Here is a 25,395-nt window from a genome sequence, read left to right as displayed (position 1 = left end):
TCCATGGGTTTCCTCCTTACGTTGCACCTCCACCTTACCGACGAGCCGGCTTACGCGTCCCATAGCGAAATCTGACATTTCCGGCAGGGCACCTTAACTTTTCCTGAAGCTGTCACGGGATGGCACGCCTGTTGGCAAAACCCGGGGCGAATCGCGTACAATAGCCCTTATGGAAAAACGCGCGCACATACTGGTGGTGGACGACGAGCAGGCCATCGCCGATCTGGTTGTCAACCTGCTCGTGGCCGAGGGCATGGACGCGCTGGCCTGCTACAGCGGACAGGCGGCCTTGGACATGCTCGCCCGCACGCCGTTCGACCTGGCCATCGTGGATATCATGATGCCGGGCATCGACGGCTTCGAACTCTGCGTTCGCATGCGCCAGATGCGGGACATTCCCGTCATCTTCCTCTCGGCGAAAGACGAGGAGGCCGACCAAGTCGTCGGCTTCACCCTGGGCGCCGAGGACTACGTCACCAAGCCCTTCCGGCCCCGCGAATTGGTGGCCCGCGTGAAAGCGCGCCTACGCCGACGCCAAGCAGCGCCCCAGGCTTCCTCGACCCTGCTTTCCGCCGGCGCCATCGAGGTGGACTTGCGCACACATCTAGCCACGCTCCACGGCGAGCCTTTGCACCTCACCCCCAAGGAGTTCGCCATTCTGGCGATTCTGGCCCAGTCGGTCGGCTCACCGGTCTCGGCGGCCGATCTGTTCGAAGGGGCCTGGCACGAGCGCTTCGACGACGCGGCGGCCAACACGGTCATGGTGCACATCCGCCGCCTGCGCAAGAAGCTCGCCGATATCGACGCTTCCACGACGTTCATCGAAACCGCCTGGGGCGTCGGCTACAAGCTGCGCGGTGCGCCCGGCGACACCGGCCATGGCGCTTAAAAGCGAGCAGGCCCGCGTCCTGCGCCGGCGCGTGCTCGGCGGCCTCATTCGCAACCTGCTGCTGTTCAGCGGGGCCTTCGCCCTGGCCTGCCTGGCCATCGAGACCTTCATGGTGCCTTCGATCGCGAACTGGGTAGCCGACTCAACCTCGTCCTGGCGCACCCTGAATTCCTCCGAGCAGTTCCAGCAGATCCTCACCGACCAGGGACTGCTCGACGATGCCAACCTCTTCGACCTCTGGGTCAACGAGGCCGTCGAGAGCGGCTACTCCAACGATGCGGGCACTATCGCCGAGGTTCAAGGCGAAGTGAACGAGATGGAAGACGCCCTGGCGGAGTATGCAAGCATGATGGCCGACTCGCCCGAGAACGCCGAGGCGGCCGCGGCCTACGCCAAGGAACGGGCTGAGAAGCTCGGGGCGGATGTGGCCGTCGCCTCGGGCACCAACGCCGCGGCCATCGGCGACACGAGCGCCTTCATCGATGACGTGGCGCCCCTCGATGCCGAGACCGACGGCGCCCCGGACAACAAGACCCTCTGGGCCGTTCCCCTCCTTCCCTATCAGACCATTCTGACGGCCGAGGGCATTTTCACCGACGAGGCGAGCGCCGCCCATGCCATGGCGGCGCTGCGCGTATCAGCATCCCTGCAGGAGCTGGGGCTTTCCCTGCCCGAGGCCCAAACGTTCATGCCGCCGGAGACCACGGTGGACGTGGCCACGCGGATTCTCGTCAGCGCCGCCGTCCTGGGCTACGATCAGCCAACGCTGAACGACCTTCTGCAAAGCGCCTTTCGCCAATCCCAGGAGCAGGCCTACAGCGCCTGGCTTGACCTGACCTCCGCCGAAGAGGCGCGGGCGCTGGGCGTCTCCGACGACCACCCCGTCTGGCAAGTCCAGTACGGCGAGGACGGCGTCTACCGCATGCGCGACGTCGCCACCTACACGTTCGTCAAGTCGTTCAAGCTCCCGCTGGCCCTGCTCGTCTTCGTGGCCGGCTGGCTCGTCATCATCCTGCGGGCCCTGAACCGGTCGCTGCGCTACTTCGACGAGCTGTCCGGGGCCGTGGGCCGCTTGCTCGCCGACAAGGACGCCCCCATCGAGCTGCCGGCCGATCTGTCCATCGCCCGCAACGAGCTGGCGGTTATCCGCTCGCAGTCGCTGGCCGACGAGCGCGCCGCCCACGCCGCCGAGCAGCGCAAGAACGAGCTGGTGGCTTACTTGGCCCACGACATCCGCACGCCGCTCACCTCGGTGCTCGGTTACCTAGACCTGCTGCACGAGACAACCGATCTGCCCCGTGAAACCCTGCGCAAGTACGCCGACATCGCCTATTCGAAGGCCGAGCGCCTCGAAAGCCTCATCAACGAGTTCTTCGAGATCACCCGCTACAACCTGTCGGCCATTCCCATCGAGCGGGAGACTGTGGGAGTGCGCCTGTTCTGCCAGCAGGTGGCCGAGGCGTTCTTCCCCGAGGCCGCCGCCCGCAACATCCGCATCACCGTGGACGCCGCCGGCGCCGGCCAGTTCTTCATCGACCCGGACAAGCTCGCCCGGGCGCTGGGCAACGTGCTGCGCAACGCCGTGGCCTACGCCGACGCGAACTCCGTCATCGCCATCGCCGCGCGCCAGGACGCCCGCACGACCACCATCACCGTGGCCAACCGCGGACGCGAGATATCCGACGCCCATCTGGAGACCATCTTCGAGAAGTTCTACCGCGAAGACGGGGCGCGCTCGTCGAAGAAGGGCGGTGCGGGGCTGGGGCTCGCCATTGCCAGGGAAATCGTCGTGGCGCACCACGGCGACATCGAGGCGGCAAGCGAGCGCGGCGTCACCGTGTTCACCCTGCGCATTCCCACCCAGGGGGAGGAGATTGAAGGAGCAGCCGCCGCGCCGCGCATCCCGGGCGCGCCCGAGGGCCTCCAGCGGCCGGTTGCGCCCGTGCCGCCCCGCACCGCGCGGCCGGCGGGCGTGCGGGCAATTTCCACGCCGCCTTCCGCGACGACGCGCCGCGGGGCCTCCGCCCGTCCGAATCCGCAGCACCCCGTCGGCGAACGGACGCACGCGCCGCGCCAAGGTACCTCTCCGTTAAATCCTCGTAACGCTCGCCATGGACAGGTTCCCGCGCGTAAGACGGTACGCGATAATGATGCGACACCCCGGCGGCGCGGCCTGTCCCGCTAGCTTCAAAACCAAAGCGAGCGTCAGCCCGAAGCGCCGTTTTCCTACTCAGCGAACACCCAAGGAGGCACCATTGAACCCCATCCGCATCGGCATTCTCGGCTATGGCAACCTCGGCCGCGGCATTGAACTGGCCGTCGCCGCCAACGACGACATGGAATTGGTGGGCGTGTTCACTCGCCGCGACCCAGCCAGCGTGCACCCGCTCGGCGAGAACGTCGCCGTCTGGCCCGCCACGGAGCTGGCCGCCCACACCGACGACATCGACGTGCTCATGCTCGCCGGCGGCTCGGCCACCGACCTGCCCGAGCAGACCCCGGCAGCCGCTGCGCTCTACAACGTGGTCGACTCCTTCGACACCCACGCCAACATCCCGGCGCACTTCGCCGCCGTCGACGCGGTGGCCCGCGAGACGGGGCATGTGGCCGTCATCTCGGTGGGCTGGGATCCGGGCATGTTCTCGGTCTCGCGCGTTTACGCCAACGCCATCATGCCCAACGGCGCCGACTACACCTTCTGGGGCCGCGGCGTCTCCCAGGGGCACTCCGATGCCATCCGCCGCATTCCCGGCGTGGCCGACGCCCGCCAGTACACGGTGCCCGTGCCCGAGGCGCTTGAGGCCGTGCGCTCCGGCGCCAACCCGGAGCTGACCACGCGCCAGAAGCACACCCGCGAGTGCTTCGTCGTGGCCGAGGAGGGCGCCGATACGGCCGCCATCGAAAAGGCCATCGTCACCATGCCGAACTACTTCGCCGACTACGACACCACGGTCACCTTCATTTCTCAGGAAGAGCTCGACCGCGATCACGCCGGCATTCCCCACGGCGGCTCGGTCATCCGCACCGGCACCACGGGTGCCGCCGGCGAGAACACCCATGTGATCGAGTACTCGTTGAAGCTCGATTCCAACCCGGAGTTCACCGGCAGCGTGCTGGTCGCATGCGCCCGCGCCTGCTGGCGCATGGCCTGCGCGGGCGAGACGGGCTGCTGCACCATCTTCGACATCGCCCCGGCGCTGCTCTCGCCCATGACCCCCGAAGAGCTCCGCGCGAAGATGCTGTAAGAGGTCCTTCCAGCAAATCTTCCTCTCAATTTGGGGACATATTTTCGAGTTGTTAGACTTCCACATCCTGCAAAGCAAAAGAAAAGGGCTCGACACGAGTCCTTTTCTTGCTTTTCGGCCTCTTTTCAGCCTGTTTTTCAACCCCAGCTCACCAAGCCGCTCCCAGCCATGTCTAACAAATCGAAATTCTGCGACCAGAACGGCAACGAGATTGCTCCGGGCAAAAAAGGAGCGGCAGAAACCACTCCTAGAACTTCGCGAAGCGCTCCTGGCGTTGGCGGACCAGCTCGTCGGGAGCAAGGTCGGCCAGCTCCTTGTAGGCGGCACGGACGTAATCGCGCACGGCGGCGACGGCCTCTTCCGGATTCTCGTGGGCCGGGCCCTCCCCTTCCGAAATGACCGCATCGATGATGCCGCATTCCAGCACCGAGGCGGCGTCCATCCGCATGGCCTCGGCGGCCTCGGGCGCGCGGGTGCGATCCTTCCACAGGATGGAGGCGAAGCCCTCCGGCGAGAGCACCGAGTACACCGCATGCTCCTGCATGGCCACGCGGTTGCCCACGGCCAGCGCCAAGGCGCCCCCGCTTCCGCCCTCGCCCAGAAGCACGCTCACCACCGGAACGGTAAGGCCCGCCATGGCCACCAGATTGTCGGCGATGGCGTTGCCCTGGCCGCGCTCCTCGGCCTCGGTGCCGCAGAAGGCGCCCTGGGTGTCCACCAAACAGAGAATCGGCCGGCCGAACTTCTCCGCCTCGCGCATGAGGCGCAGCGACTTGCGGTAGCCCTCGGGCTGGGGGCATCCGAAGTTGCGGGCCACGCGGTCGGCCAAGTTCACGCCCTTCTCCTGGGCAATGACCGTCACGGGATGCCCCGAGATCCACCCGATGCCGGCGAGGATGGCCCCGTCGTCGGCGAAGGCGCGGTCGCCGTGCAGCTCGATGAAGCCCTCCACGATGCCGTCGAGGTAGCGTCGGGCCGTGGGACGGCGCACGTTGCGGGCGATCTGCACGGACTCCCAGGCGCTGCCCGAAGCGGCCTCGCAGCTCACCCCGGACTTGCGGGCCTCGCGCCGGGCATGGCGCTCCAGCTCGCGGCGGGACGCCTCCTCGGCTTCCTCGGGGGTTTCCGGGCGCCCGATGAGCTCGCCCACCACCGGCACCGACTCGGCCAGGCTGCGCCACAGCCCCGCGGCCTCCTCGTCGCGGATGCGCTCGCCAACGGCTCGGGCCTCGGGCGCCACGTCCACCGAGCCGTAGGCGTCCGCGCCCACCGACAGCGCGTCCATGACGCTGTGGTAGGTGACGATGCGCCCCGGGTCGTCGGGCGGGGCGTGCAGGGCCAGAAGCTGGGCCAGCACGCTGCGCATCTGGGAGCGCTCCACGATGGCGTCGACAAGCCCGTGCTCGAGCGCGAACTCCGCCGTCTGGAAGCCCTCGGGCAGCTCCTGCTTGATGGTGTCGCGGATGACCCGCTGGCCGGCGAACCCGATGAGCGCGCCGGGCTCGGCCAAGACGATATCGCCCTGCATGGCGAACGACGCCGTCACGCCGCCGGTCGTGGGGTCGGTGAGCACGGTGATGAAGGGCAGACGGGCCGCCCCCAAACGCTCCACGGCGCAGGACACTTTCGCCATCTGCATGAGCGAGATGAGGCCCTCCTGCATGCGGGCGCCGCCGGAGGCGCAGAACACGACGACGGGCAGTCGCTCGGCGATGGCGCGATCGATCATCGCGGCCACCTTCTCGCCCACCACGTGTCCCATGGAGCCCATGAAGAAGCCGGACTCCATGACCCCTACGGCCAAAGGCAGCCCCGCGATGGTCGCGCGTCCCGTGCGCACCGCTTCCTCAAGGCCACTCTTCTCGCGCTGATCGGCGATCTTCTCCGGGTAGCCCGGGAAGTCCAGCGGGTTGGAGTCGGGCATGACCGCGTTCCACTCCTCGAACGAGCCGGCGTCCACCGTGGCGGCCAGGCGCTCGTCGGAGCGCAGGCGCTGCAAGGTGCCGCAAGCCGGGCAATAGCCGCCGAGCTCGATGATCTCCTCCTTGTCGAAGAAGAGCTTGCACTTGTGGCAGCGGCGCCAATGGGTGGGGCCCTCGTCGTCGTCCGCCACCCGAGCCGGCTCGTTTTCCCAGGGCGCCTCGGAGGGCGACGCCGTACCGAGCGCGGGCGCGACGCCGGCGGGCAGAAGCTCCACCCAACCGGTGCGCAGAGTGCCCTCGGTGGCCGGGGCGAACACGCGCAGGCCGCGCTTGGCGGCGTGACGCAGGAAATAGGCGTCCTCCGCGAGCGACGCCTTGGCGCTGTCGAGGAAGATAAGCGTCGCACCGCAGGCCTTGGCCGCCGAGAGCACTGTGTAGATGTTGGCGGAAAGCGTGTCGGCGTCCACGTCGGCCGTGGTGCTGCCCAGGTTGTAGGTGGGCAGCATGCGCCGGGCGAAGCCGTCCAGCGAGCGGTTGTCCACCGTGGCGAAGACCACATCGAGGCCCGCCTGCTCCATGGGCACCACGAAGGCCCGGGCGTTCTTGGCCGAGGCGATGACGAGGGCCCGGGGCTTCTCGGCGGTTCGCGCCGCATCGACGGCGAAGTCGTCGCCGATGGTGGACCGAACGTGCTCGGAGACGTCGGCCACCTTCTCCTCCGGGTCGCGATGGGCCGCGCCGGGGCGGGCCCCCACCAGGGCCGCCGCCGTATCCGGCAAGGTGCCGGCCGCCTCCACGATGGCGTCCAGAGCGTAGGAGACCGCCGACTTCAGCGAGCCGTCCTCGGGCGCCTCGGGGGCCGCAGAGCCGTCCTCAAGCTCGGAGACGAAGTTCCCCGCCGTGTCGAAGCTGATGTACTTGGAAGCCGCTTTGGCCATAGCTACTCCTTGGGTGCGAGCACGTACTTCTGGGTGGCCGTGGCGCAGATCTCGCCGTCCACGGAGGCCTCCACCTCGGCCACCACGAGGCGTCGCGACGACTTCACGATGGTCGCGCGCAGCGTCACGGTGTCGCCCGGGGCCACCTGGCGGCGGAACTTCGCCGCGTCTATGCCGGTGAGAAAGCCGATGTTCCCGCGCAGCTCGGGCGCCTGAAGCACGGCGATGGAGGCGCACTGAGCGAGCGCCTCCATGATGATGACGCCGGGCAGCACCGGATGGTCGGGGAAGTGCCCGCGGAAGATATCCAGATCAGCCGGTACGTCCAGCTCGCCTTCGATGGAAGCGCCGGGCTCGATGGCCATAATGCGGCTCACCCACACGAACGGATCGCGATGGGGCAGAATCCCCTCGATGACCTCACGCCCCCAGGGCAGCGGCGCCATCGCGTTCTCCTCAGTCATACGTTTCTCCTTGCAACAATCTTTCGATCCTCATCTCGCCTTCCGTAGGGGCCGACCTTGGTCGGCCCTCGCTCGCGAGGACGTCGGCGCTTCACGTCAGCCCCATCGGGCTCCGATCCCAGGGCCGACCAAGGTCGGCCCCTACGGGGATCAACCCACCGAGAAGGCCCCTCGCGGAGCGACCTAGCCGCGATACGGCGAGAAGGCCAGAGCGGCGTTGTGGCCGCCGAAGCCCAGCGAGGTCGACAGGGCCACCTTCTGCGGATAGTCGGTGACCGCCTCGGTGACCACCGCCACCGGGCAGTCCTCGGCGGCCTCGGCGAAGCCGGCCGTGGGGGGCACCGCATCGCGGGCCACGGACAGGGCGCACACGATGGCCTCCACGGCACCGGCGGCGCCGAGCATGTGGCCCGTGGTGCCCTTGATGGACGTGACGGGCAGCTCGGCCGCCGCATCGGCGCCCATGAGATTCGCGAGCGCCTTCGACTCCGTGGCGTCGTTGGCCGGCGTGCCCGTGCCGTGGGCGTTCAGGTGCCCCAGATCGGCCGGGGTGAAGCCGCCCTCGGCCAGAGCGGCGGCCATGGCGGCGGTGATGGCGGTGGCCTCCGGGTCGGGCGCGGTCATGTGGTAGGCGTCGCCCGTGCTGCCGAAGCCGGTGATCTCGGCGATGGGCTCAGCCCCGCGGGCGAGCGCGCTTTCCAACGACTCGATGACCAGGGCCCCCGCCCCCTCGCCGGCCACGAACCCGCCGCGGCGGGCGTCGAAGGGCAGCGAGGCCTCCTTGGGATCCTCGGCGCGGGTAAGGGCCGACAAATTGGTGAAGCCGGCGATGCAGATGGGGCTCACGGACTCCTCCGTGCCGCCCACGAGCGCCGCGTCGATGTAGCCGTGGCGAATGTCGCGCAGCGCCGTGCCGATGCAGTGGGCACCGGTGGCGCAGGCGGTCACCACGTTCAGGCACTCGCCGCGCATGCCGTAGCGAATGGCCAGGTTGCCCGCCGCGATGTTCCCGATCATCGTGGGGATGAACAGGGGGTTCACGCGCTTGGGGCCCTTCTCCTCCAAGGTGGCGAAGCTCTTCTGCAGCTCGTCGATGCCGCCGATGCCGGTACCGAACACCACCGCGATGCGGTCGCGGTTCTCGTCGGTGACTTCCAAGCCGGACTGGGCCAGCGCCTCGTCGGCCGCCACGATGGCGTACTGCACGAAGCGCTCGAAGCGACGGGCCTCCTTCTTGGTCAGGCCGTGCTCGACGCCGTCGAAGTCGCGCACCTCGCCGGCAATGTGCACCTCGTACTCGCTCGTGTCGAAGCGCTCGATGGGCGCGATGCAGCAGCCGCGCTCCATGAGCGCCTCCCACAACGCCTCGACGCCCACGCCGGCCGGCGTCACCGCGCCCACACCGGTGATGACGACGCGATGGGTGCCGTCGGGCCGCCGGGTCTGAATGCTCTCGCTTGCGTTCTCACTCATAGGGACATACCTCCGTCCACGCAAATGACCTGACCGGTGATGTAAGACGCCTCGTCCGAGGCGAGGAAGCGCACCAAATGGGCGATGTCGTCCGGCTCGCCCAAGCGCCCGCTGCCGATGCGGCTCACGATGGCCTCGCGCTGGGCATCGGAAAGCGCGTCGGTCATGTCGGTGGCAATGAAGCCGGGCGCCACAGCGTTGGCCGTGATGTTGCGGCGCGCAAGCTCGCGGGCGAGCGACTTCGTGAGCCCGATGACGCCGGCCTTGGAGGCGGCGTAGTTCACCTGGCCCGCGTTGCCGTACACGCCCACCACGCTGGACATGTTCACGATGCGGCCCCAGCGCTGCTTCATCATCAGCTTCGCGGCGGCGCGGCAGCAATGGAAGGTGCCCTTCAGGTTGATGTCGATGACGGCGTCGAAGTCGTCGTCGGACATGCGGGCGGCCAGGCCGTCGCGGGTGATGCCGGCGTTGTTCACGAGCACGTCCACCCGCCCGTTGGCCTCGGCCGCGGCGGCGATGAGCGCGTTGGCCTCCTCTTCTATGGCCACGTTGGCGGCCACGGCCAGGGTTTCCACGCCGAACTCTTCGGCGATCTCGACGGCTACCGCCTCGGCGGCGGGCAGGCTGCGCTCAGAAGAGCTGTTCACCACCACGTTCATGCCAGCGGCCGCCAGCTCGCGGGCCACGGCGCGTCCGATGCCGCGAGTGGAGCCGGTCACAACGGCGCAGCGGCGGTTTTCTGATTCGGTCACGTCTATTCCTTTCCGAATTCCTCGACGAAAGCGTCGAAGGAGGGACGATCCTGAATGGCGGCTCGGGGCGCGCTACGGTCGATGCGCTTCACGAGATTGGCGAGCACGCCGCCGAAGCCCACTTCCGCGAACATCTTCGCGCCGGCCTCCTGAAGCTTTGCCACGCTGGCCTCGAACTGCACGGGCGACACCAAGTGCGCCACCAGCTCGTCGCGAGCGCCGGCGGCGTCAAGCGGCACGGCGTGCACGTTGCCGATGACCGGCACCACCGCCTCGCGGAAGTCCACCCGCGCCAGGTAGTCGGCGAAGGGCTCCTGCGCCAACGCCATGAGCGGGCTGTGGAAGGCGCCGGAGGTGGCCAGGCGCGAGAAGCGGCCCTTGCTCGCGGCCCACGCCTCCTCGGCGCGCGCCACCGCCGCCGGCGTGCCGGCGATGACGATCTGGCCGCCGCCGTTCAAGTTCGCGGGCACGAGCACCTCGCCCTCGGCGCACTGGGCGCACAGCGCCTCGGCCTCGGGCAGCGTGATCTTCAGAAGCGCGCTCATAACGCCGGGGTTCGCGTCGGCCGTCTCTCCCATGAGGCGCGACCGCTCGGCGATGAGCGCGAAGGCGTCCTCCTCGGCGAGCATGCCGCCGAGCACCATGGCGGAAACCTGCCCGAGGGAGAACCCGAGCAGCGCGTCCGGCACGATGCCGCGCGCCTCAAGCGCCCGCCCCATGCCGACCGACAGCGCCGCGATGGCGATCTGGGCGTTGCGCGTGTCGTTCAGCTCTTCGGGCGACGCGTCGCGCACAAGCGCCGCCACGTCGCGGCCGAGCACGTCCGAGGCGCAGGCGAACACGGACGCCACCTCGGGAATATCCAGCATATCGGCGCCCATGCCAGGCTTCTGCGAGCCCTGGCCCGAGGCCATGAACACCAGGCCAGCCGGGCCCAAGGGCGCCAAGGGGGTCTCATCAAGCATGGCGGCCTCCCTACACGCGCGCCCGGCGGCTGTTCAGCTCGGCCAACTCATCCAAGGAGCGGCCGGCCAGGGCCTCGGCCTCGCGCACCATATCGGCAATGACGCCGGCCGCCGTGCCGCGCTCGGTCACCAGCGCGGCCACCTGGCCCGCCATGACCGAGCCGTTTTCCACGTCTCCCGCCACGGCGCGGGCGAGCGAGCCGGCGTACATACCCTCCAGCTCTTCCCCGGAGGTGGCGGCCATCTCAATCTTGCGGCATTCGCGGGCGAACTTGTTCTTCAGGCCGCGCACGGGATGCCCCGTGCCGCGCCCGGTGACGATGGTGTCGGAGTCCTTCGCCTTCAGCACCTTCTCCTTCCACGCCTCGTGCACGCCGCATTCCTCCACGGTGAGGAAGCGCGTGCCGCACTGCACGCCCTCGGCGCCCAGCGCGAAGGCGGCGAGCATCCCCCGGCCATCCACGATGCCGCCGGCGGCGATGACGGGGATCGAAACCGCCGCGGCAACCGACGGCACGAGCGCCATAGTGGTCAGCTCGCCGATATGTCCGCCAGCTTCCGTGCCCTCGGCCACCACGGCGTCGGCGCCGAGGCGCTCCATGCGGGCGGCCAGGGCCGAGGAGGCCACCACGGGCACTACCTTCACGCCCGCGTCCTTCCACATCTTCATATAGTTGGCGGGACTGCCGGCGCCGGTGGTCACCACTTCCACGCCCAGCTCGCACACGAGCTCGGCCACCTCGCTCGCGCGCGGATCCATGAGCATGACATTGATGCCGATAGGCTTGCTCGTAAGGGCGCGGGCGCGGGCCACCTGCTCGCGAATCCATTCGGGCCGGGCGCCCCCGCAGGCGATGATGCCCAAGCCGCCGGCTTCGCTTACGGCGCCGGCCAGCCCTCCGTCGGCGATGCGGGCCATGGCCCCTTGCACGACGGGATATTCAATGCCCAAAAGCTCTGTGATACGGGTCTTCATGAAAGCAGCTCGTCCTCTCTTTCGCTGCGGCAACACGCGCCTTGAGATAAACTATCTGAGAAATCTTAAGGAATTCGTCCCAAAAACTGACCGCGCGTTTAAAATCTTCACCAAACATCTCATCGTTGAGCAGAAAACTTGGCGATATGGGGCATCATAGAGCAGGTTGAGGCATCATTTACGGAAAGGAACGGCTTTGGGCAGCGTCATCATCGGATCGGGCAGAGCGCTGCCCGCGCGCATCGTCACCAACGACGAGCTCTCGGAAATCGTAGACACCACCGACGAGTGGATCGTCCCGCGCACGGGCATTCACACCCGCCATGTCGCCATCGAGGAGACCTGCACCGATCTGGGCGCCCAAGCCGCGCTGCGAGCGCTGGGGCTTGAGGAAGGCGGTTGGCAGCGCGAGGCGGGAGCGATCGAAGCTGCCAGCCTGGACATGATCATCTGCCCGACGCTCACCGCCGACACCCACTTCCCCTCCGAGGCCGCCCGCATCCGCGAGCACGTCGGTGCCACAAACGCCGTGTGCTACGACATGTCCTGCGCCTGCTCCGGCTGCGTCTACGGGCTTTCCACCGCTGACCTCATCATGGCCGGCGCCGCCTTCGCACGCCAGGAAGCCGCCCGCACCGGGACGCCTCTGCGCTGCAACGACGTGCGCCGCGTACTCGTGGTGGCCGCCGAGCGCCTGAGCAAGCTCGTCGACTGGGAAGAGCGCGCCACGTGCATCCTGTTCGGCGACGGCGCCGGGGCCGTGGTGCTGGAATGGCGCGACGAGGCGGAGACCGGTGCTGCCGGAGCTGCCGGAGCCGCCGGAGCCGATGCGCCCGGCATCCTCTCCTCGTACATGGAAAACACCGACGACGTCGACCGCACCCTCTGGTGCGACAGCGCCTTCGCCTCCCGCGAGGTGCCCTTCGCCGCCAACGGCACGACCGCCGCCGGTGCTTCTGCCACCGCCACCCCGCGTCTTGCCGCCTCCGATGCGGAAAGCGACCCCTATATGCGCATGGCCGGCCAGGCGGTGTTCAAGTTCGCCACCTCCGCCATGATGCGCTGCACCGAGGAGGCGCTTACCCGCGCCGGGCTGACCACCGACGATGTCACCCTGTTCACGCCGCACCAGGCCAACGAGCGCATCATCCGCTACGCCGCCAAGAAAATGGATCTGCCCATGGAGCGCTTCCAGGTGATCATCGACCACGTCGGCAACGTCAGCGGCGCGAGCGCCCTCATCGCCCTGAACGAGGCGCTTTGCGAGGGCAAGCTGCAGCCGGGAGACATCGCCTGCATGACCGCCTTCGGCGGCGGCCTCACCGCCGGCTCCTGCGTCATCCGCATTTAGCCCGCAACCCCAGCAACTAAGGCTCAGTAGGCCGCGAGAAGGCGGAGGGGTGCCGCGCGCAGTTCTTTCTATGGCATAACGAAATGTCGGCAGCTCCCGACGAACCCTGCCATAGAAAGCTGTTTGAGCACGGCGCCCCTCCGCCTTCTCGCGGCCGGACAGGTTAATCGATGCTTTAGGAGGCAGCCGCAATGCGGTCGGCGGCTTCTTGCACCTTCGCGTCGATGCGGGCCTTCTCATCCCCTTCGGCCAGTACCGGCTGGTAGGTGTTGCGGTCGGTCTCCGTGGAAACCGAGGCGGCGATGAAATCCACGTCGTCGTTCTTGGCCACCTCGTCACCGGTCACCGTGAACGTTTGCTGGAAGATGAGGCAATCTTTGTCGTCGGGGTTGGTGTTGCCGCCGAAGCAGAAGTTGCCAAGGCTGTAGACGATGTAGCGGCCCTGATACACCTCCCAGCCCTGCACCACATGGGGATGGGATCCCACCACCAAATCGGCCCCCGCATCAATAGCGGCGCGCCCGGCGGTCTGCTGCCCCTCGGTGATGTCGTACTCGTGCTCCTGGCCCCAGTGCACGTACACGATCACGAGCTGGGCGCCCTCGGCGCGGGCCGCGGCGATGTTGTCGGTCATCTCCTTGGTGTTCTCGGCGCTGTCCTCGGGGAAGTACGACCCGATGAGCGCCACCTTCACGCCCTTCACATCCAGATACGCAATGCGGTCGTAGCCGAAGCTTTGCACCCCCTCGGCATCCAGCGCGGCAATGGTGTCGTCGTAGCCCGTCTGGCCGTAATCCTGAGAGTGGTTGTTCGCGAGCGTCGCCGCCTCCACCGAGGCGCTGGAGAGGATCTTGGCGTACTCCGGCTTGCCGCGGAAGGCGAACTTCTTGTCGGCCCGCTCGCCGCCCTCGGTCAGCGCGCCCTCCATGTTCACCACGGTAAGATCGTCGGAGCCGAACAAGTCGGCGACGTTGCGCAAGAAGTAGGTGGCGTCGCCCTCCTCGGCCTGCCAGCGGCTGTTGAAGGACCGCTCGTTCTCGTAGTTGATGTCGGTGCCGAGCGTGCAGTCGCCGGCGAAGGTGACGGTCAGCGTCACGGGCTCGGAAGACGCCTTGTCCCCGCCGGCCGTCTCTCCGCCGTCAGAGGCAGCCGGAGCTGCCGGCGTGTCAGTTGGCGCCGGAGTCGTCGACGCCGAAGCTTCGACGGCCGAGTCCCGACCCTCGGAGGCACCGGCACGGCCAGCGAGCAAGAGCCCAATAACCGCAAGTTCGACAACAATAACAACAACGAGAAGGATCTTCAGCGGAGTCGGACAGGTCGGTTTCGCGTACATGTAACGCCTTTTCTAGAACCCTTAGAACACTAAGAGGCAAACGATCACAACAAGAAGAACGACGATCAGGGGAACGGCGATCTTGACGAACATCGGCACCCCGGAGCCGCCCTGGGTGCCGCCGTAGTTGGCCCGGCCGCTCATGACGCCGGCGAATCCGACGTCGGAGGCGCTCGAGCCGCGCGGACGACGCGCGGGCGCCGGAGCGCCGGGAGCCCCCTCGGCGGGCGCGACGAAGCCCTGCCCAGCCCGGGAATGCCAGGTGCGGTTGTCCATGACATCGATCATCGGGTCGTGGCGGTCGCGGTCGTCGCGGGAGTAGGCGGAAACCTGGTGGCTCTCGTTGAAGGTGCGCGAGTCGATACTGCCCCGGCCGTCGATGACCTCGCGGTTGAGCGCGCGGCCCCGCCGAGCTTCCGACAGGGCATCGCGAGAGGCGCGGGCGCGCTCGTAGCTTTCCATGGAGGAGCGGGTGAGGTCGTAGCTTTCCTGGGAGGACAAAGGCGGCACCACGCGCGTTCGGCGCTGGCCGGCGCGCTGGGCCGGGGTTGCGGGTGCGGGACGCTGCTGGGCGGCGCGACGAGCCTCCTGCTCGCGCTGCTGGGCCGCAAGGGCCTCGCGCCGGGCCGCGCGATCGGCATCGCGCTGGGCGGCGCTGGCCGTATAGGCGCGGGACGCCTGCTGGGAGCGCAGGCGCGCGTCACGGGCGCGCATCTCGTCTTGGGTCGCGTAGGACTGCAAAATGCTCTCTCGCGAGGGGCGCGTGGTGATCTTGCCCCGCGAGCCCTGGGGAGCCCGGCCGGCCGGAGCCGGCGCATCGGGTCGCTCGGGGCTGCGGCCGTAGGCATCCCCTCGGGGGTCTTGGTTCATTCCCATGGATGATCAACCTCGTGTTCGTTTCCGTCGTGCGTTTCGCGTGTTCGTTTGGTGGCAGCACGCCGGCCGCCAAAGCAGCTTGCGTGCGGTTGTGTCCATCGAAATACAGGTGGGCTCATTATAGGCAAAATATCGCCTTGCGACCTCCCCTCTTCGCGAAAAGCCCTCAGACCTCAACAATCGGCAGCGGCGAAAACCTCAACACGTGCAGCAAGGGGCGACCAACATCGCCCCCTACGGGAGCCAAACGGCAGCGGCCCCCACAACTTCTGCGCAACCCGCGCCGTTTCCGCTTGCATGCCGTCAACAATGGCGACGGGATGGAAACGGGCGTATTTCAAGGCGGCTTCTTTCTTCCGAACAAGTTCTCTTACGCATACGCGATTCCAACAATGCCCAGTTCAGAGCCTATTTGTGACCTGGACACCCTAAGATAGGCACTGTCAAGTTCCATTCTTGGCCCTTACCGCACGAGAGGGTTCGCCTCGCAAAGAAGAAGCCCGTCCGCGACTCCGTCGATAGGCCTCGTGAAAGGAAGAAGCGTCATGAAGGCATCGAAACTCATAGCCGCCGTTGTTTCCGGCGCCGCCGCGCTCGCCCTGGTCGGCGGCATCGCCTACGCCATGGAGCCCGATCATGATCCGGCGACCCTGCCCATGCCCGAGGCGGCCCAGGACACGTCCATCGTCAAGCAGGTGGCCTCCATCATCGTCTACGAGGATCAGGAAGAGGCGGTGGCCATGGCCTCCGAGTTCGACGACATCCACGACGAGCTGGCCATGGACGCGGTTTCCAGCCGCGCCTCCCTGTCCGCCAAGCACAGCGCGAGCCACGATGCCACAGCCAAGACCGCCGCGAGCGCTGCCGGCGAGACACCCGAAGGCTCCGACGATTCCATCGACGTGGAGGCCGTCGACGTGACCGAGCCCCTCGAGACCATCTCCCCCGAAGGCGATGAAATGGTAGCGGACTCCATCGACGTGAACGGGGACATCGTCACCTACGTCCCCTCCTACGAAAGCGCCTCGGCTCCCGCCTCCGGTGCGGGACTGTGGATGGGCTCCGATAGCACCACCGATGGCAGCTGGGGCTACTTCATCGGTCACAACCCCGGCGACTTCACCTGCGTCATGACCCTGAAGAACGGGGATCCCGTCACCGTGTGCGACTCCGATAGGAACACGCGCACCTACTCCGTCGTCGACGAGCTCATCGTGCCCGACGACACCTACTGGGAGGACATCCAGTCCCGCGTGACCGACTACGGCGAGTCGATCATTCTGCAGACATGCTGCGGGGACAACGCCCATTACCGTGTGGTCATCGCCGCCTAGCGACGAGCGCGCGACCCGCCCCCCTCTTTCGAGCCGCCCGGTCATACCGATCGGGCGGCTCTTTGCCGGCAGGTTGCGCTACCCTAGGGAATCACTGCGGAATGCACCCTCGAGAAAGGACCCTCATGGCACGCCTCGGCGTTATCGACCTCGGCTCCAATTCGGTTCGCCTGGTCGTTTACGAGACCAAGCGGGAAGATGCCGCCAAGCCCTTCCGCACGTTGGTCGACGAGAAGAAGATGGCCGGCCTTGCCGCCTACGTGACCGACGGGGCCCTCTCCAGCGCGGGCATCGCACGAGCCGTAACCGTGCTGGGCGACCTGCTGAAGCTGGCCGACAACCTCAACTGCGCGCGCGTCGATATCTTCGCCACCGCCGTGCTGCGCAACTGCGCGAATTCCGAAGCGGCGACTGCGGCCATCGAGACAGCCATCAACCATAGGGTGCGCGTGCTCTCCGCCCGCGAGGAGGCCCACCTCGGGTTCGTCGGCGCCTCCATCGGCACACCCCTTGCAGCAGGCACGCTCATCGATGTCGGCGGCGGCTCGACGGAGCTGACGGCCCTTGCGGCCGATGGCGACCATGCGGGGATCTCGATACCTTTCGGCTGCGTGCTCGCCTACGCGAACTACGTGCGCTGCGTCATTCCCACCCCGGCCGAATGCCGCACCATCGCCGACGCGTTCCGCAAAGAACTCCAGGCGCTACCGAATTTGGAGGGGTACCGAAGCGAGCGGCTCTACGGCATCGGCGGATCGGTGCGCGCCCTCGCGAAGATGGTCGCCGCCGTGTGGGGCGACGACACTCGGCCCAAGAGCATCAGCCGCAAGGACATGGAAGGGCTCGCCGATCTCCTTCAGGGCGACGTCTCCGTTTTCGCCCATCGCGCTGTGAAAGCCGCCCCCGACCGCGTTCACAGCCTCGTTCCCGGCATGATCATCGTGCGCACGCTCGCAGAGGAGCTGGGCGCCGCCGAAGTTATCCCCTGCAAATACGGCATCCGCGAGGGCTACCTCGTCACCCACATGCTTTAGGGCCCCGCCGGTTTACCCTGTGGAGCCGGTCAACCTCGCTTGCCTCACATCCCGTAGGGGCTGACCTTGGTCAGCCCTCCCAACCGGAATGATGCCCCCTACGGATCGCACTTGCAGGGCTCTACAACAGCTCGGCGGCCAAGCGCCGGGCCTTCTCCATCACTTCGCGCTCCAGATCGGCAATGGCCGGCGGCGTCCAGCTGACGGCGTCGGCCCCGGCCGCAATGGTGGCGCGGATGGCGTCGTCGGTCGGGCCGCCCGTGGCGATGATCGGCAGGTCGGGATATTCCCGGCGCAAAGCCTCCACCACCTGGGGCGTGCGCGAGCCGGCGGCCACGTTCACGATGGAGGCGCCAGCCGCAATCTGGCGGCGCACCACGTCATCGGCGGCGCAGGCCGTCACGCACACGGGCACGGCCACCTTCTCCACGAGCGCCGAGATGGACTCCACGGGAATGGACGTGTTCACCACGACGGCGGCCACGCCGGACATCTCGGAGTGCAGGGCCGCCTCCACGCAGCGCTCGCCCTGGGTGATGGAGCCGCCGACCCCGTTGAACACCGGGCGCTGGGACGCGGCCACGAGCGCCTGGGTGATGGCCGGCTGGCAGGTGAAGGGGTACACCGCGAGCACCGCATCGGCGTCACAGTGGCAGATGACGGCCAGATCCGTCGAGAACACGAGCGAGCGGATCTTGCGTCCCTGAATGGCGATGCCGGGGGCCGTACGCATGACCTCGGGCACGGAAAGCACGCTCTCGTGGGCCCGCGCCCGCTCCGCATGTTCTCTCTTGATGACCTTGGTCACAGCCGTACTCCTCGCCCTTGCCGCCTTCGGCGCCGCACCGACGCCTTCTTTTTGGAACGCCCAGTATAGCAAGAGGGGCGCCCGCGCTACCGCTGAAGTCGCCCCCTGCGCCATCTTTCCGCTTCCGAGGCGGCAAGGCGCCTTCAGTGGGGTACGCTTCTGCCGACGAAACCCTGCGGCGCGCAGGCCTTAAGCCCCGGCGCCGCCCACGGAAGGAGTGCCCTATGAACGTCGTATGCCTCGATTTGGAAGGCGTGCTGGTTCCCGAAATCTGGATCGCCTTCGCCGAGGAAGCCGGCATCCCCGAGCTTAAGCGCACCACCCGCGACGAGCCCGACTACGACAAACTCATGAAGTGGCGCCTCGACATTCTGGCCGAGCATGGGCTGGGCCTGCCCGACGTGCAGGCGGTCATCGCCAAGATCGACCCCATGCCCGGCGCCCGCGCGTTTTTGGACGAGCTGCGCAGCCTCACCCAGGTCATCATCATCTCCGACACTTTCGAACAGTTCGCCAAGCCCCTCATGGAGAAGCTCGGCTGGCCGACGCTGTTCTGCAACGAGCTGGTGGTAGCCGCAGATGGCGCCATCACCGACTTCACGATGCGCTGCCCCGAAAGTAAGCTCACCACGGTGCGCGCGCTGCACTCCTGCGGCATCGAAACCATCGCCGCCGGCGACTCCCATAACGACCTGGGCATGATCCTGGATTCGAAGGCCGGCTTTCTGTTCCGCACCACCGATGCCATCAAGGCCGAGTACCCGGAGCTGCCGGCCCTGGAAACCTACGACGAGCTGCTGGCCGCCATCAAGGCCGCCCTATAGTTCCGTTCGCCCTAACGAGACGAACGGATCCGTCGACGCTGCGGTTCCGACAAGCGCCTGCCCTTTGCGTTCAGCGCTTTCCCTCACGGCCCAAAGGCCGCCCGGCCGCGCTTCAAGCGAATTGCAGGCACCTGTCGGAACCTCGCTGGCTTCCTTGGGCGAACCTGGTATCTTTTGCATTCTTATGGAAGAAGCACTCTTAGAAATAATCGCTGCTCTGGAAGCAGGCGAGGATGTTGACGCCGCGTGGCTCGACAAGCTCGTGCGACGGTACAACCGCGCCGCTCACGACGGCACGCGCCAGGTAGCCAAGCGGCGGCTCCTCCCCTTCTACCTGCGCGTGAAGGCCGAGGAGCCCGAGCGGTGGGCGGCATGGAACATAAGCGAGGCGACCGACGCGGCCCTCGTGCGCCTTCTGCAGGCCAAGCCCCGGCGCACCGCCTCAGGCGTGGCCACCATCACCGTGCTCACGAAGCCCTGGCCGTGCTCGGGCGCCTGCGTGTTCTGCCCGAACGATATCCGCATGCCGAAGAGCTATCTTTCCGACGAGCCGGCCTGCCAGCGGGCCGAACGATGCTGGTTCGACCCCTTCCTCCAAGTGGCCGCGCGCCTGCGGACGCTGACCGCCATGGGGCACGTCACCGACAAAGTGGAGCTTATCGTGCTGGGCGGCACCTGGAGCGACTACCCCGAAAGCTACCAGCGCTGGTTCACAGGCGAGCTTTTCCGCGCCTTGAACCTTTCCGACGAGGAGCGCGTCCGCGAGGCGACTGAGCGCCGGACATGGTACGAGAGACGCGGCCTCCCCCGCGACCGCGATGCCCTGGCCGCCGCGGCAGCCCCGCTTCAACAGCGCATCGACGCCGGAGAGCTCACCTACAACGAGGCGTGGCGGGAGGCCTACAGCGAGGAAGAGGTGCCGCAAAGCTGTTCCTGGGACGATCTTTTCGCCCTGCATCGCGCCAACGAAACGGCACCGAAGCGCGTCGTCGGGCTGGTGGTGGAAACGCGCCCCGACCTCGTCACCGCCGAGGCCTGCCGCACTCTGCGCGCGCTGGGCTGCACCAAGGTGCAGATCGGCATCCAAAGCCTGAACGACGAGACGCTCGCCGCCAACGGCCGCGCCATCACGTCCGCGCGTATCGCCGACGCCATGGCCCTGCTGCGGCAGTTCGGCTTCAAAAGCCACGTGCACTTCATGGTGAACCTGCTCGGCGCCGACCCCGCTGCCGATGCCGCCGACTATCGCCGCCTCGTCACCGACCCGGCGTTTCTGCCCGACGAGGTGAAGCTGTACCCCTGCTGCCTTGTGGAAAGCGCCCGGCTCACCGACTATTTCGAAGACGGCTGCTGGCGCCCCTACACCGAGGAAGAGCTCGTGGAAGTCCTCGTCCAGGACGTGCTGGCCACCCCGCCCTGGACACGCATCTCCCGCATGATCCGCGACATCTCCGCCACCGACATCCTCGCCGGCAACAAGAAGACCAACCTGCGCCAAGTGGTAGAAGCCGCCGTTGATGCCACAGACGAGGAGGTTGCCGAGATTCGCTCCCGCGAAATCTCCGTGGAAGGCGCCACCGTGGGCGACCTTTCCCTTCAGACCATCGCCTACCAGACCGCCGCCACCGAAGAACACTTCCTTGAGTGGATCACCCCCGAGAACAAGATCGCCGGCTTCTGCCGCCTGTCGCTGCCGACGCCACTTCCCCGCGACACCGCCAACGAGCCTGCTACCCCTCCCATCAAGAGCGAGCAAAGCGAGGCGAGGGGTTCCTCGCCTGCTTCCCCCTCCGCACCGCAGGAGGCCATGATCCGCGAAGTGCATGTGTACGGGAAGGTGGCCGCCCTGCACCGCACCGGCGAGGGCACCCAGCATCTGGGCCTCGGGCGGGCGCTCGTGGAAGAGGCCTGCGCCCAAGCAGCGGCGGCCGGGTACACCGCGATTAACGTCATCAGCGCCGTGGGCACCCGCGTCTACTACCGCAACCTCGGCTTTAAGGACGCCGGGCTCTATCAGAAGCGGCCGCTGCCATGAGCATCGCCGACGAGCAACGCGTTTCCGCATCTGGAGCAACGACCACGCAGAGCGCCTCGCAACCCGGCGCCTACTCCCCCCAGGTCATCCGCAAGCTGAACGCCCTCACGAGCGACTTCTACGCCCGCGAGGCCGCCTCGTTCTCGGCCACGAGACAAGCCCCTTGGCATGGCTGGGAGAAGGCTTGGGAGCTCATCACGGCCCACGATGCCGTGCAAGGCCCCTTCCCCAGCCACGCCGCCCGCGTCCCCGATGACAGTGCCGGCGATTCCGGGGCGCCCCTCACCATCCTCGACCTTGGCTGCGGCAACCTCCGCTTCGAGCGCTTCCTCGCCGAACACACGAACGCCCCCCTGCGCATCACCGCCCTCGACAACTGCCCCGATCTGGCATCTCCCGCAATCGGCGCCCTATCTGCCGCCTTTCCGCACAGCCCTAGCAGCTCCTCTGCTGCTTCCAAAACGAAAGGAGGGGATGCTTCAGGACAGGGCACGAACCTCCCCGAAAAGACCACCGTAGATCTCCGCGCCCTCGACATCGTGGAATCCCTCCTCGACGGCACCTTCGCCGATCGTCTCCCGCGCAACTCCTGCGACCTCGCTGTCGCCTTCGGACTCATGCACCACCTGCCGACAGGCGCCCTGCGGGCCCGGGTTCTCGAAGGGCTCCTTAGTTCCCTGAGGCCCGGCGGCTTCGCCATCGTGTCGTTCTGGCAGTTCCTGAACGATGCGCGCTTGGCCGCCAAGGCCGCCGCGGCCACTGCCGAGGGCCGCGTCGCCCACGGCTTGCCCACCTTCCAAGAAAACGACTTTCTCCTCGGTTGGCAGCACGCAGAGGGCGTCTACCGCTTCTGCCACCATACGCCCGAGAAGGAAATCGATGCCCTCCTCGCCCCCATCCGCAACCCCAGCGCACCTTCTGCCAGCAGCTGCGCGTCCACCGCCTCCCTCCCCTTGCGTGAGGTCGCCCGCTTCTCCGCCGACGGCAAGCAGGGCAACCTCAACCGCTACCTCATTTTGCAGCGCCTCTAGCCCAGACGCACCCTCGTCCCCACCGTTTTCCAGCCGCGAATTCACGGTCTTCCCGTAACAAGCGTCAATTCGTGACTGACCGGAGACCAAAACAGCCCCGTTTGAGAGAAATGCAGCCGCAAAATGACGCTTGTGACGTCAACATCGTCATTTTGCGGCTGCTCGCTCTTTTGGCGAAAGTTTGAAGGAGCTAACAAGAACGGCACATCAGCGGGAAATCTGCTAAAGTGCGCACCATGGCAAGAATACCTGACACCCCCAAAGTCGCTCGCCGCCGCGAGCGCGAGAAGCGCACCATCTCGAACATGGTGGCGATTTATTGCGCCGGCAACCACGAGGCGACCGCACGCACCGAGACCAGCCATGCCGGCGAGGCGCTCTGCCCCGCGTGCAAGGCCATCGACGACTACTGCGTCCTGCGCACCGAGCGCTGTCGGTCCATGGCCCACAAAACAAGCTGCGAGGAATGCGGCAACCACTGCTACGCCCCCGCCCAGCGCGAGCAGATCCGCGCCATCATGCGTTACGCCGGTCCGCGCATGATCACGCGCCACCCAATCGCTGCCATCCGGCATCTGCTAAAGAAATAAGGCCGACGCCCTCTCGTCCCTCGGCGAGACTACATCCCCAAATACGCCAGCAGCCCCTCGCAGCCATCGCACACGTCGGCATAGGTGGTTTCGAAATCACCCGTGTACCAGGGGTCGTCGACGCTGCGGTTGGTGCCGGCGAATTCCAAGAGTTTGAGCACCTTGCCGTCCGGGTCGCCGCCGAGGATCCAGTTCATGTTGCGAATATTGGCCGTGTCCATGCCAATGATGAAGTCGAAGGCGTCGTAATCGGCGCGGCGCAGCTGGCGGGCGCGCTTGCCTTCGAAGCCGCCGATACCATGCTCGCGCAGCACCGCCGCCGTGCCCGGATGCACCGGGTTGCCAATCTCCTCGGTGCTCGTCGCCGCCGACTCAATGCGGAACTGCTCGGCAAGCCCCCGCCGCGCCACCATGTCCTTCAGCACGAACTCGGCCATAGTCGATCGGCAGATGTTGCCGTGGCAGACGAAAAGGACGCGAATGGGAGACTGGGGCATGGGGAAATCCTTTGCAAGGAGACCGATTGTTTAAAAGATACGGCGCATATTATCTCACAGCAACCCCCATCGCCCTAAGCCACAAGTCGCGGTTTTCTTCCAGTATCGCGAAGGCGCCATAGCACCCGTCGGTTACTTCTGGGAAAATACCGCCCAAGCATTGGACGGCTCGCTCGGCGAGACGGCCTTCTCGCATGCGCCTCGCGCTGCGGGCCGAGGGACCGAGCAGAGGGAACAGGAGCATCATGGCAGAGTTCATCTACCAAATGTACAAGGCCCGCAAGGCGGTGGGCGACAAGGTTATTCTGGACGACGTTACGCTGTCGTTCTACCCCGGCGCGAAGATCGGCGTCGTGGGGCCCAACGGCATGGGCAAGTCCACCCTGTTGAAGGTCATGGCCGGCCTCGAGGAGGTTTCCAACGGCGAGGCGCGCCTGACGCCCGGCTACACCGTGGGCATCCTTCTGCAGGAGCCGCCGCTCGAGGAGGACAAGACCGTCCTCGAGAACATTCAGATGGCCTTCGCCGATGTGCTGGCCAAGGTGGAGCGCTTCAACCAGATCGGCGAGGAGATGGCCGCTCCCGATGCCGACTTCGACGCGCTCATGGACGAGATGGGCAAACTGCAGGACGAGATCGACGCCGCCAACGGGTGGGACCTCGACTCCCAGCTCTCCCAGGCCATGGACGCGCTGCAGTGCCCCGACCCGGACGCGCCCGTGAGCATCCTTTCCGGCGGCGAGCGTCGTCGCGTGGCCCTGTGCCGCCTGCTTCTGGAGCAGCCCGACCTGCTGCTCCTCGACGAGCCCACCAACCACCTGGATGCCGAATCGGTGCTCTGGCTCGAGCAGCACCTGAAGACCTACCCCGGCGCCGTGCTCGCCGTCACCCACGACCGCTACTTCCTCGACCACGCCGCCGAGTGGATCTGCGAGGTGGACCGCGGGCAGCTCTTCCCCTACAAGGGCAACTACTCCACCTACTTGGAGACCAAGGCCGCCCGCATGGCCGCCCAGGGACAGGCCCAGGCCAAGCTCGCCAAGCGCATGGAGCGCGAGCTTGAATGGGTGCGCAGCTCGCCGAAGGCCCGTCAGGCGAAGTCGAAGGCGCGTCTGGCCAACTACGACGCCATGGTGGCCGAGGCCGGCAAGGCGAAGAAGCTCGACTTCGCGGAGATCCAGATTCCCGCCGGCCCTCGTTTGGGCTCGAAGGTGCTCGTTGCGAAGAACCTGCACAAGGAGTTCGACGGCCGCGTGCTCATCGACGACTTGTCCTTCGAGCTGCCCCGCAATGGCATCGTGGGCGTGATCGGCCCCAACGGCGTCGGCAAGACCACCCTCTTCAAGACCATCGTGGGCCTAGAGCCGCTCGACGGCGGCGAGCTGGAAATCGGCGAGACGGTGAAGATCGCCTACGTCGACCAGAACCGCGCCGGGATCGATCCGGACAAGAAGCTGTGGGAAGTGGTGTCCGGTGGCACCGACTACATGATGGTCGGCGAAACGGAAGTGCCCTCCCGCGCCTACGTGGCCGCCTTCGGTTTCAAGGGAGCCGACCAGCAGAAGCCCGCAGGCGTGCTCTCCGGCGGCGAGCGCAACCGGCTGAACCTGGCGCTCACCCTGAAGGAGGGCGGCAACCTGCTCCTTCTGGACGAGCCCACCAACGACCTGGACGTGGAGACCCTCTCCAGCTTGGAGGCGGCGCTGCTCGACTTCCCCGGCTGCTCGGTCGTGGTCAGCCACGACCGCATGTTCCTCGACCGCATCGCCACCCATATTCTGGCTTGGGAAGGCGACGACGAGAATCCGGGCCGCTGGCACTTCTTCGAGGGCAACTTCGAGGCCTACCAGGCCGACCGCGAGGCACGCCTCGGCAAGGAAGCCGCCAAGCCCCACCGCCTCCACCGCAAACTAACCCGCGACTAGGCGCCGACAGTGGCCCTGGGGCCGACGAGGGCGCACTTATCATATTCCCCCATCGAAGAGGGCGGTCTCACAGGGATCGCCCTCTTTCTATCTTTTGATTGATATGTTGCTGAGTTTTTCTCTATCATTT

The 25,395-nt window shown here is 66.9% G+C and carries 21 protein-coding genes; 11 read left to right on the top strand and 10 right to left on the bottom strand.

Annotation, left to right across the window (positions count from 1 at the left end; translation table 11 throughout):
* Nucleotides 1-169: 169 nt before the first annotated feature.
* From NE591_RS09485 to NE591_RS09475, 3 genes are all read left to right on the top strand, one after another.
* Nucleotides 170-889 (top strand): response regulator transcription factor, encoded by a 720-nt coding sequence (locus NE591_RS09485; RefSeq protein ID WP_041714355.1) that lies wholly within the window; start codon nt 170-172, stop codon nt 887-889.
* Nucleotides 858-3,074, top strand: a complete 2,217-nt coding sequence (locus tag NE591_RS16285; protein ID WP_256156631.1) for a HAMP domain-containing sensor histidine kinase — start codon at nt 858-860, stop codon at nt 3,072-3,074. The genes NE591_RS09485 and NE591_RS16285 overlap by 32 nt, the downstream gene beginning before the upstream one ends.
* A 70-nt stretch (nt 3,075-3,144) precedes the next feature.
* On the top strand, nt 3,145-4,134 hold the full coding sequence (locus NE591_RS09475; RefSeq protein ID WP_223900575.1) for a diaminopimelate dehydrogenase: 990 nt from the start codon (nt 3,145-3,147) through the stop codon (nt 4,132-4,134).
* 247 nt (nt 4,135-4,381) lie between these two features.
* Here the strand turns inward: NE591_RS09475 and NE591_RS09470 are convergent, their stop codons facing one another.
* The 6 genes from NE591_RS09470 to NE591_RS09445 form a co-directional block, all read right to left on the bottom strand.
* Nucleotides 4,382-6,994, bottom strand: a complete 2,613-nt coding sequence (locus NE591_RS09470; protein ID WP_256156630.1) for an acetyl-CoA carboxylase carboxyltransferase subunit alpha — start codon at nt 6,992-6,994, stop codon at nt 4,382-4,384.
* A 2-nt stretch (nt 6,995-6,996) separates the two neighbouring features.
* The gene (fabZ, locus tag NE591_RS09465; protein WP_231699510.1) at nt 6,997-7,458 is read right to left on the bottom strand and encodes a 3-hydroxyacyl-ACP dehydratase FabZ; all 462 of its coding nucleotides are present in this window, start codon (nt 7,456-7,458) and stop codon (nt 6,997-6,999) included.
* Between the two features lie 183 nt (nt 7,459-7,641).
* Complete coding sequence (gene fabF / locus NE591_RS09460; RefSeq protein WP_256156629.1) at nt 7,642-8,931, bottom strand: beta-ketoacyl-ACP synthase II; 1,290 nt, start codon at nt 8,929-8,931, stop codon at nt 7,642-7,644.
* A complete protein-coding gene (fabG, locus tag NE591_RS09455; protein WP_223900571.1) occupies nt 8,928-9,686 on the bottom strand; it encodes a 3-oxoacyl-[acyl-carrier-protein] reductase in 759 nt (252 codons plus the stop codon). The genes fabF and fabG overlap by 4 nt, the downstream gene beginning before the upstream one ends.
* Nucleotides 9,687-9,688: 2 nt before the next feature.
* Nucleotides 9,689-10,651, bottom strand: coding sequence for an ACP S-malonyltransferase (locus NE591_RS09450; RefSeq protein WP_223900570.1), 963 nt, complete (start codon nt 10,649-10,651; stop codon nt 9,689-9,691).
* A gap of 10 nt (nt 10,652-10,661) precedes the next feature.
* A complete protein-coding gene (locus tag NE591_RS09445) occupies nt 10,662-11,627 on the bottom strand; it encodes a nitronate monooxygenase (RefSeq protein WP_256156628.1) in 966 nt (321 codons plus the stop codon).
* 196 nt (nt 11,628-11,823) lie between these two features.
* On the opposite strand from NE591_RS09445, the gene NE591_RS09440 reads away from it, so the two are divergent.
* Nucleotides 11,824-12,978: a beta-ketoacyl-ACP synthase 3 gene (locus NE591_RS09440; RefSeq protein ID WP_173114102.1), complete on the top strand. Its 1,155-nt coding sequence runs from the start codon at nt 11,824-11,826 to the stop codon at nt 12,976-12,978.
* A gap of 175 nt (nt 12,979-13,153) precedes the next feature.
* On the opposite strand, the gene NE591_RS09435 is transcribed toward NE591_RS09440, so the two are convergent.
* Entirely contained in the window at nt 13,154-14,311 is a 1,158-nt protein-coding gene (locus NE591_RS09435; protein ID WP_256156627.1) for a CapA family protein, read from the bottom strand.
* A 21-nt stretch (nt 14,312-14,332) separates the two neighbouring features.
* The gene (locus NE591_RS09430) at nt 14,333-15,187 is read right to left on the bottom strand and encodes a hypothetical protein (protein WP_256156626.1); all 855 of its coding nucleotides are present in this window, start codon (nt 15,185-15,187) and stop codon (nt 14,333-14,335) included.
* A 545-nt stretch (nt 15,188-15,732) separates the two neighbouring features.
* On the opposite strand from NE591_RS09430, the gene NE591_RS09425 reads away from it, so the two are divergent.
* Entirely contained in the window at nt 15,733-16,521 is a 789-nt protein-coding gene (locus NE591_RS09425) for a sortase domain-bontaining protein (protein ID WP_256156625.1), read from the top strand.
* 125 nt (nt 16,522-16,646) lie between these two features.
* Nucleotides 16,647-17,555, top strand: a complete 909-nt coding sequence (locus NE591_RS09420; protein ID WP_181815527.1) for an exopolyphosphatase — start codon at nt 16,647-16,649, stop codon at nt 17,553-17,555.
* 121 nt (nt 17,556-17,676) lie between these two features.
* Here the strand turns inward: NE591_RS09420 and NE591_RS09415 are convergent, their stop codons facing one another.
* Complete coding sequence (locus tag NE591_RS09415) at nt 17,677-18,363, bottom strand: dioxygenase (protein WP_231699511.1); 687 nt, start codon at nt 18,361-18,363, stop codon at nt 17,677-17,679.
* Between the two features lie 224 nt (nt 18,364-18,587).
* Between NE591_RS09415 and thrH the strand changes: the two genes are divergently transcribed.
* The 4 genes from thrH (at nt 18,588) to NE591_RS09395 (ending at nt 22,843) form a co-directional block, all read left to right on the top strand.
* On the top strand, nt 18,588-19,187 hold the full coding sequence (thrH, locus tag NE591_RS09410) for a bifunctional phosphoserine phosphatase/homoserine phosphotransferase ThrH (protein ID WP_114548692.1): 600 nt from the start codon (nt 18,588-18,590) through the stop codon (nt 19,185-19,187).
* Between the two features lie 184 nt (nt 19,188-19,371).
* Nucleotides 19,372-21,222: an elongator complex protein 3 gene (locus NE591_RS09405; protein ID WP_256156624.1), complete on the top strand. Its 1,851-nt coding sequence runs from the start codon at nt 19,372-19,374 to the stop codon at nt 21,220-21,222.
* Complete coding sequence (locus tag NE591_RS09400; protein ID WP_114548691.1) at nt 21,219-22,253, top strand: trans-aconitate 2-methyltransferase; 1,035 nt, start codon at nt 21,219-21,221, stop codon at nt 22,251-22,253. Before NE591_RS09405 ends, NE591_RS09400 begins: the two co-directional genes overlap by 4 nt.
* A 236-nt stretch (nt 22,254-22,489) precedes the next feature.
* A complete protein-coding gene (locus NE591_RS09395) occupies nt 22,490-22,843 on the top strand; it encodes a nitrous oxide-stimulated promoter family protein (protein ID WP_114548690.1) in 354 nt (117 codons plus the stop codon).
* A gap of 29 nt (nt 22,844-22,872) precedes the next feature.
* On the opposite strand, the gene NE591_RS09390 is transcribed toward NE591_RS09395, so the two are convergent.
* Nucleotides 22,873-23,340 (bottom strand): low molecular weight protein-tyrosine-phosphatase, encoded by a 468-nt coding sequence (locus tag NE591_RS09390; protein ID WP_227070532.1) that lies wholly within the window; start codon nt 23,338-23,340, stop codon nt 22,873-22,875.
* 245 nt (nt 23,341-23,585) lie between these two features.
* Between NE591_RS09390 and ettA the strand changes: the two genes are divergently transcribed.
* Nucleotides 23,586-25,265 (top strand): energy-dependent translational throttle protein EttA, encoded by a 1,680-nt coding sequence (ettA, locus tag NE591_RS09385; protein ID WP_227070531.1) that lies wholly within the window; start codon nt 23,586-23,588, stop codon nt 25,263-25,265.
* The last annotated feature ends 130 nt before the right edge of the window (nt 25,266-25,395 follow it).

The organism is Adlercreutzia sp. DFI.6.23 (assembly GCF_024462535.1).
GTDB lineage: Bacteria > Actinomycetota > Coriobacteriia > Coriobacteriales > Eggerthellaceae > Adlercreutzia > Adlercreutzia rubneri.
The sequence above is the reverse complement of the archived record's forward strand: the minus strand, read 5'-3'. Positions and strand labels throughout refer to the sequence as shown.

Coding starts and splice junctions, on each gene's coding strand:
- ettA (WP_227070531.1), top strand. CDS start 23,586: ATGGCAGAGTTCATCTACCAAATGTACAAGGCCCGCAAGGCGGTGGGC.
- fabF (WP_256156629.1), bottom strand. CDS start 8,931: ATGAGTGAGAACGCAAGCGAGAGCATTCAGACCCGGCGGCCCGACGGC.
- NE591_RS09390 (WP_227070532.1), bottom strand. CDS start 23,340: ATGCCCCAGTCTCCCATTCGCGTCCTTTTCGTCTGCCACGGCAACATC.
- NE591_RS09470 (WP_256156630.1), bottom strand. CDS start 6,994: ATGGCCAAAGCGGCTTCCAAGTACATCAGCTTCGACACGGCGGGGAAC.
- NE591_RS09420 (WP_181815527.1), top strand. CDS start 16,647: ATGGCACGCCTCGGCGTTATCGACCTCGGCTCCAATTCGGTTCGCCTG.
- NE591_RS09445 (WP_256156628.1), bottom strand. CDS start 11,627: ATGAAGACCCGTATCACAGAGCTTTTGGGCATTGAATATCCCGTCGTG.
- thrH (WP_114548692.1), top strand. CDS start 18,588: ATGAACGTCGTATGCCTCGATTTGGAAGGCGTGCTGGTTCCCGAAATC.
- NE591_RS09485 (WP_041714355.1), top strand. CDS start 170: ATGGAAAAACGCGCGCACATACTGGTGGTGGACGACGAGCAGGCCATC.
- NE591_RS09425 (WP_256156625.1), top strand. CDS start 15,733: ATGAAGGCATCGAAACTCATAGCCGCCGTTGTTTCCGGCGCCGCCGCG.
- NE591_RS09395 (WP_114548690.1), top strand. CDS start 22,490: ATGGCAAGAATACCTGACACCCCCAAAGTCGCTCGCCGCCGCGAGCGC.
- NE591_RS09405 (WP_256156624.1), top strand. CDS start 19,372: ATGGAAGAAGCACTCTTAGAAATAATCGCTGCTCTGGAAGCAGGCGAG.
- NE591_RS09430 (WP_256156626.1), bottom strand. CDS start 15,187: ATGGGAATGAACCAAGACCCCCGAGGGGATGCCTACGGCCGCAGCCCC.
- NE591_RS09435 (WP_256156627.1), bottom strand. CDS start 14,311: ATGTACGCGAAACCGACCTGTCCGACTCCGCTGAAGATCCTTCTCGTT.
- NE591_RS09400 (WP_114548691.1), top strand. CDS start 21,219: ATGAGCATCGCCGACGAGCAACGCGTTTCCGCATCTGGAGCAACGACC.
- fabZ (WP_231699510.1), bottom strand. CDS start 7,458: ATGACTGAGGAGAACGCGATGGCGCCGCTGCCCTGGGGGCGTGAGGTC.
- NE591_RS09450 (WP_223900570.1), bottom strand. CDS start 10,651: ATGCTTGATGAGACCCCCTTGGCGCCCTTGGGCCCGGCTGGCCTGGTG.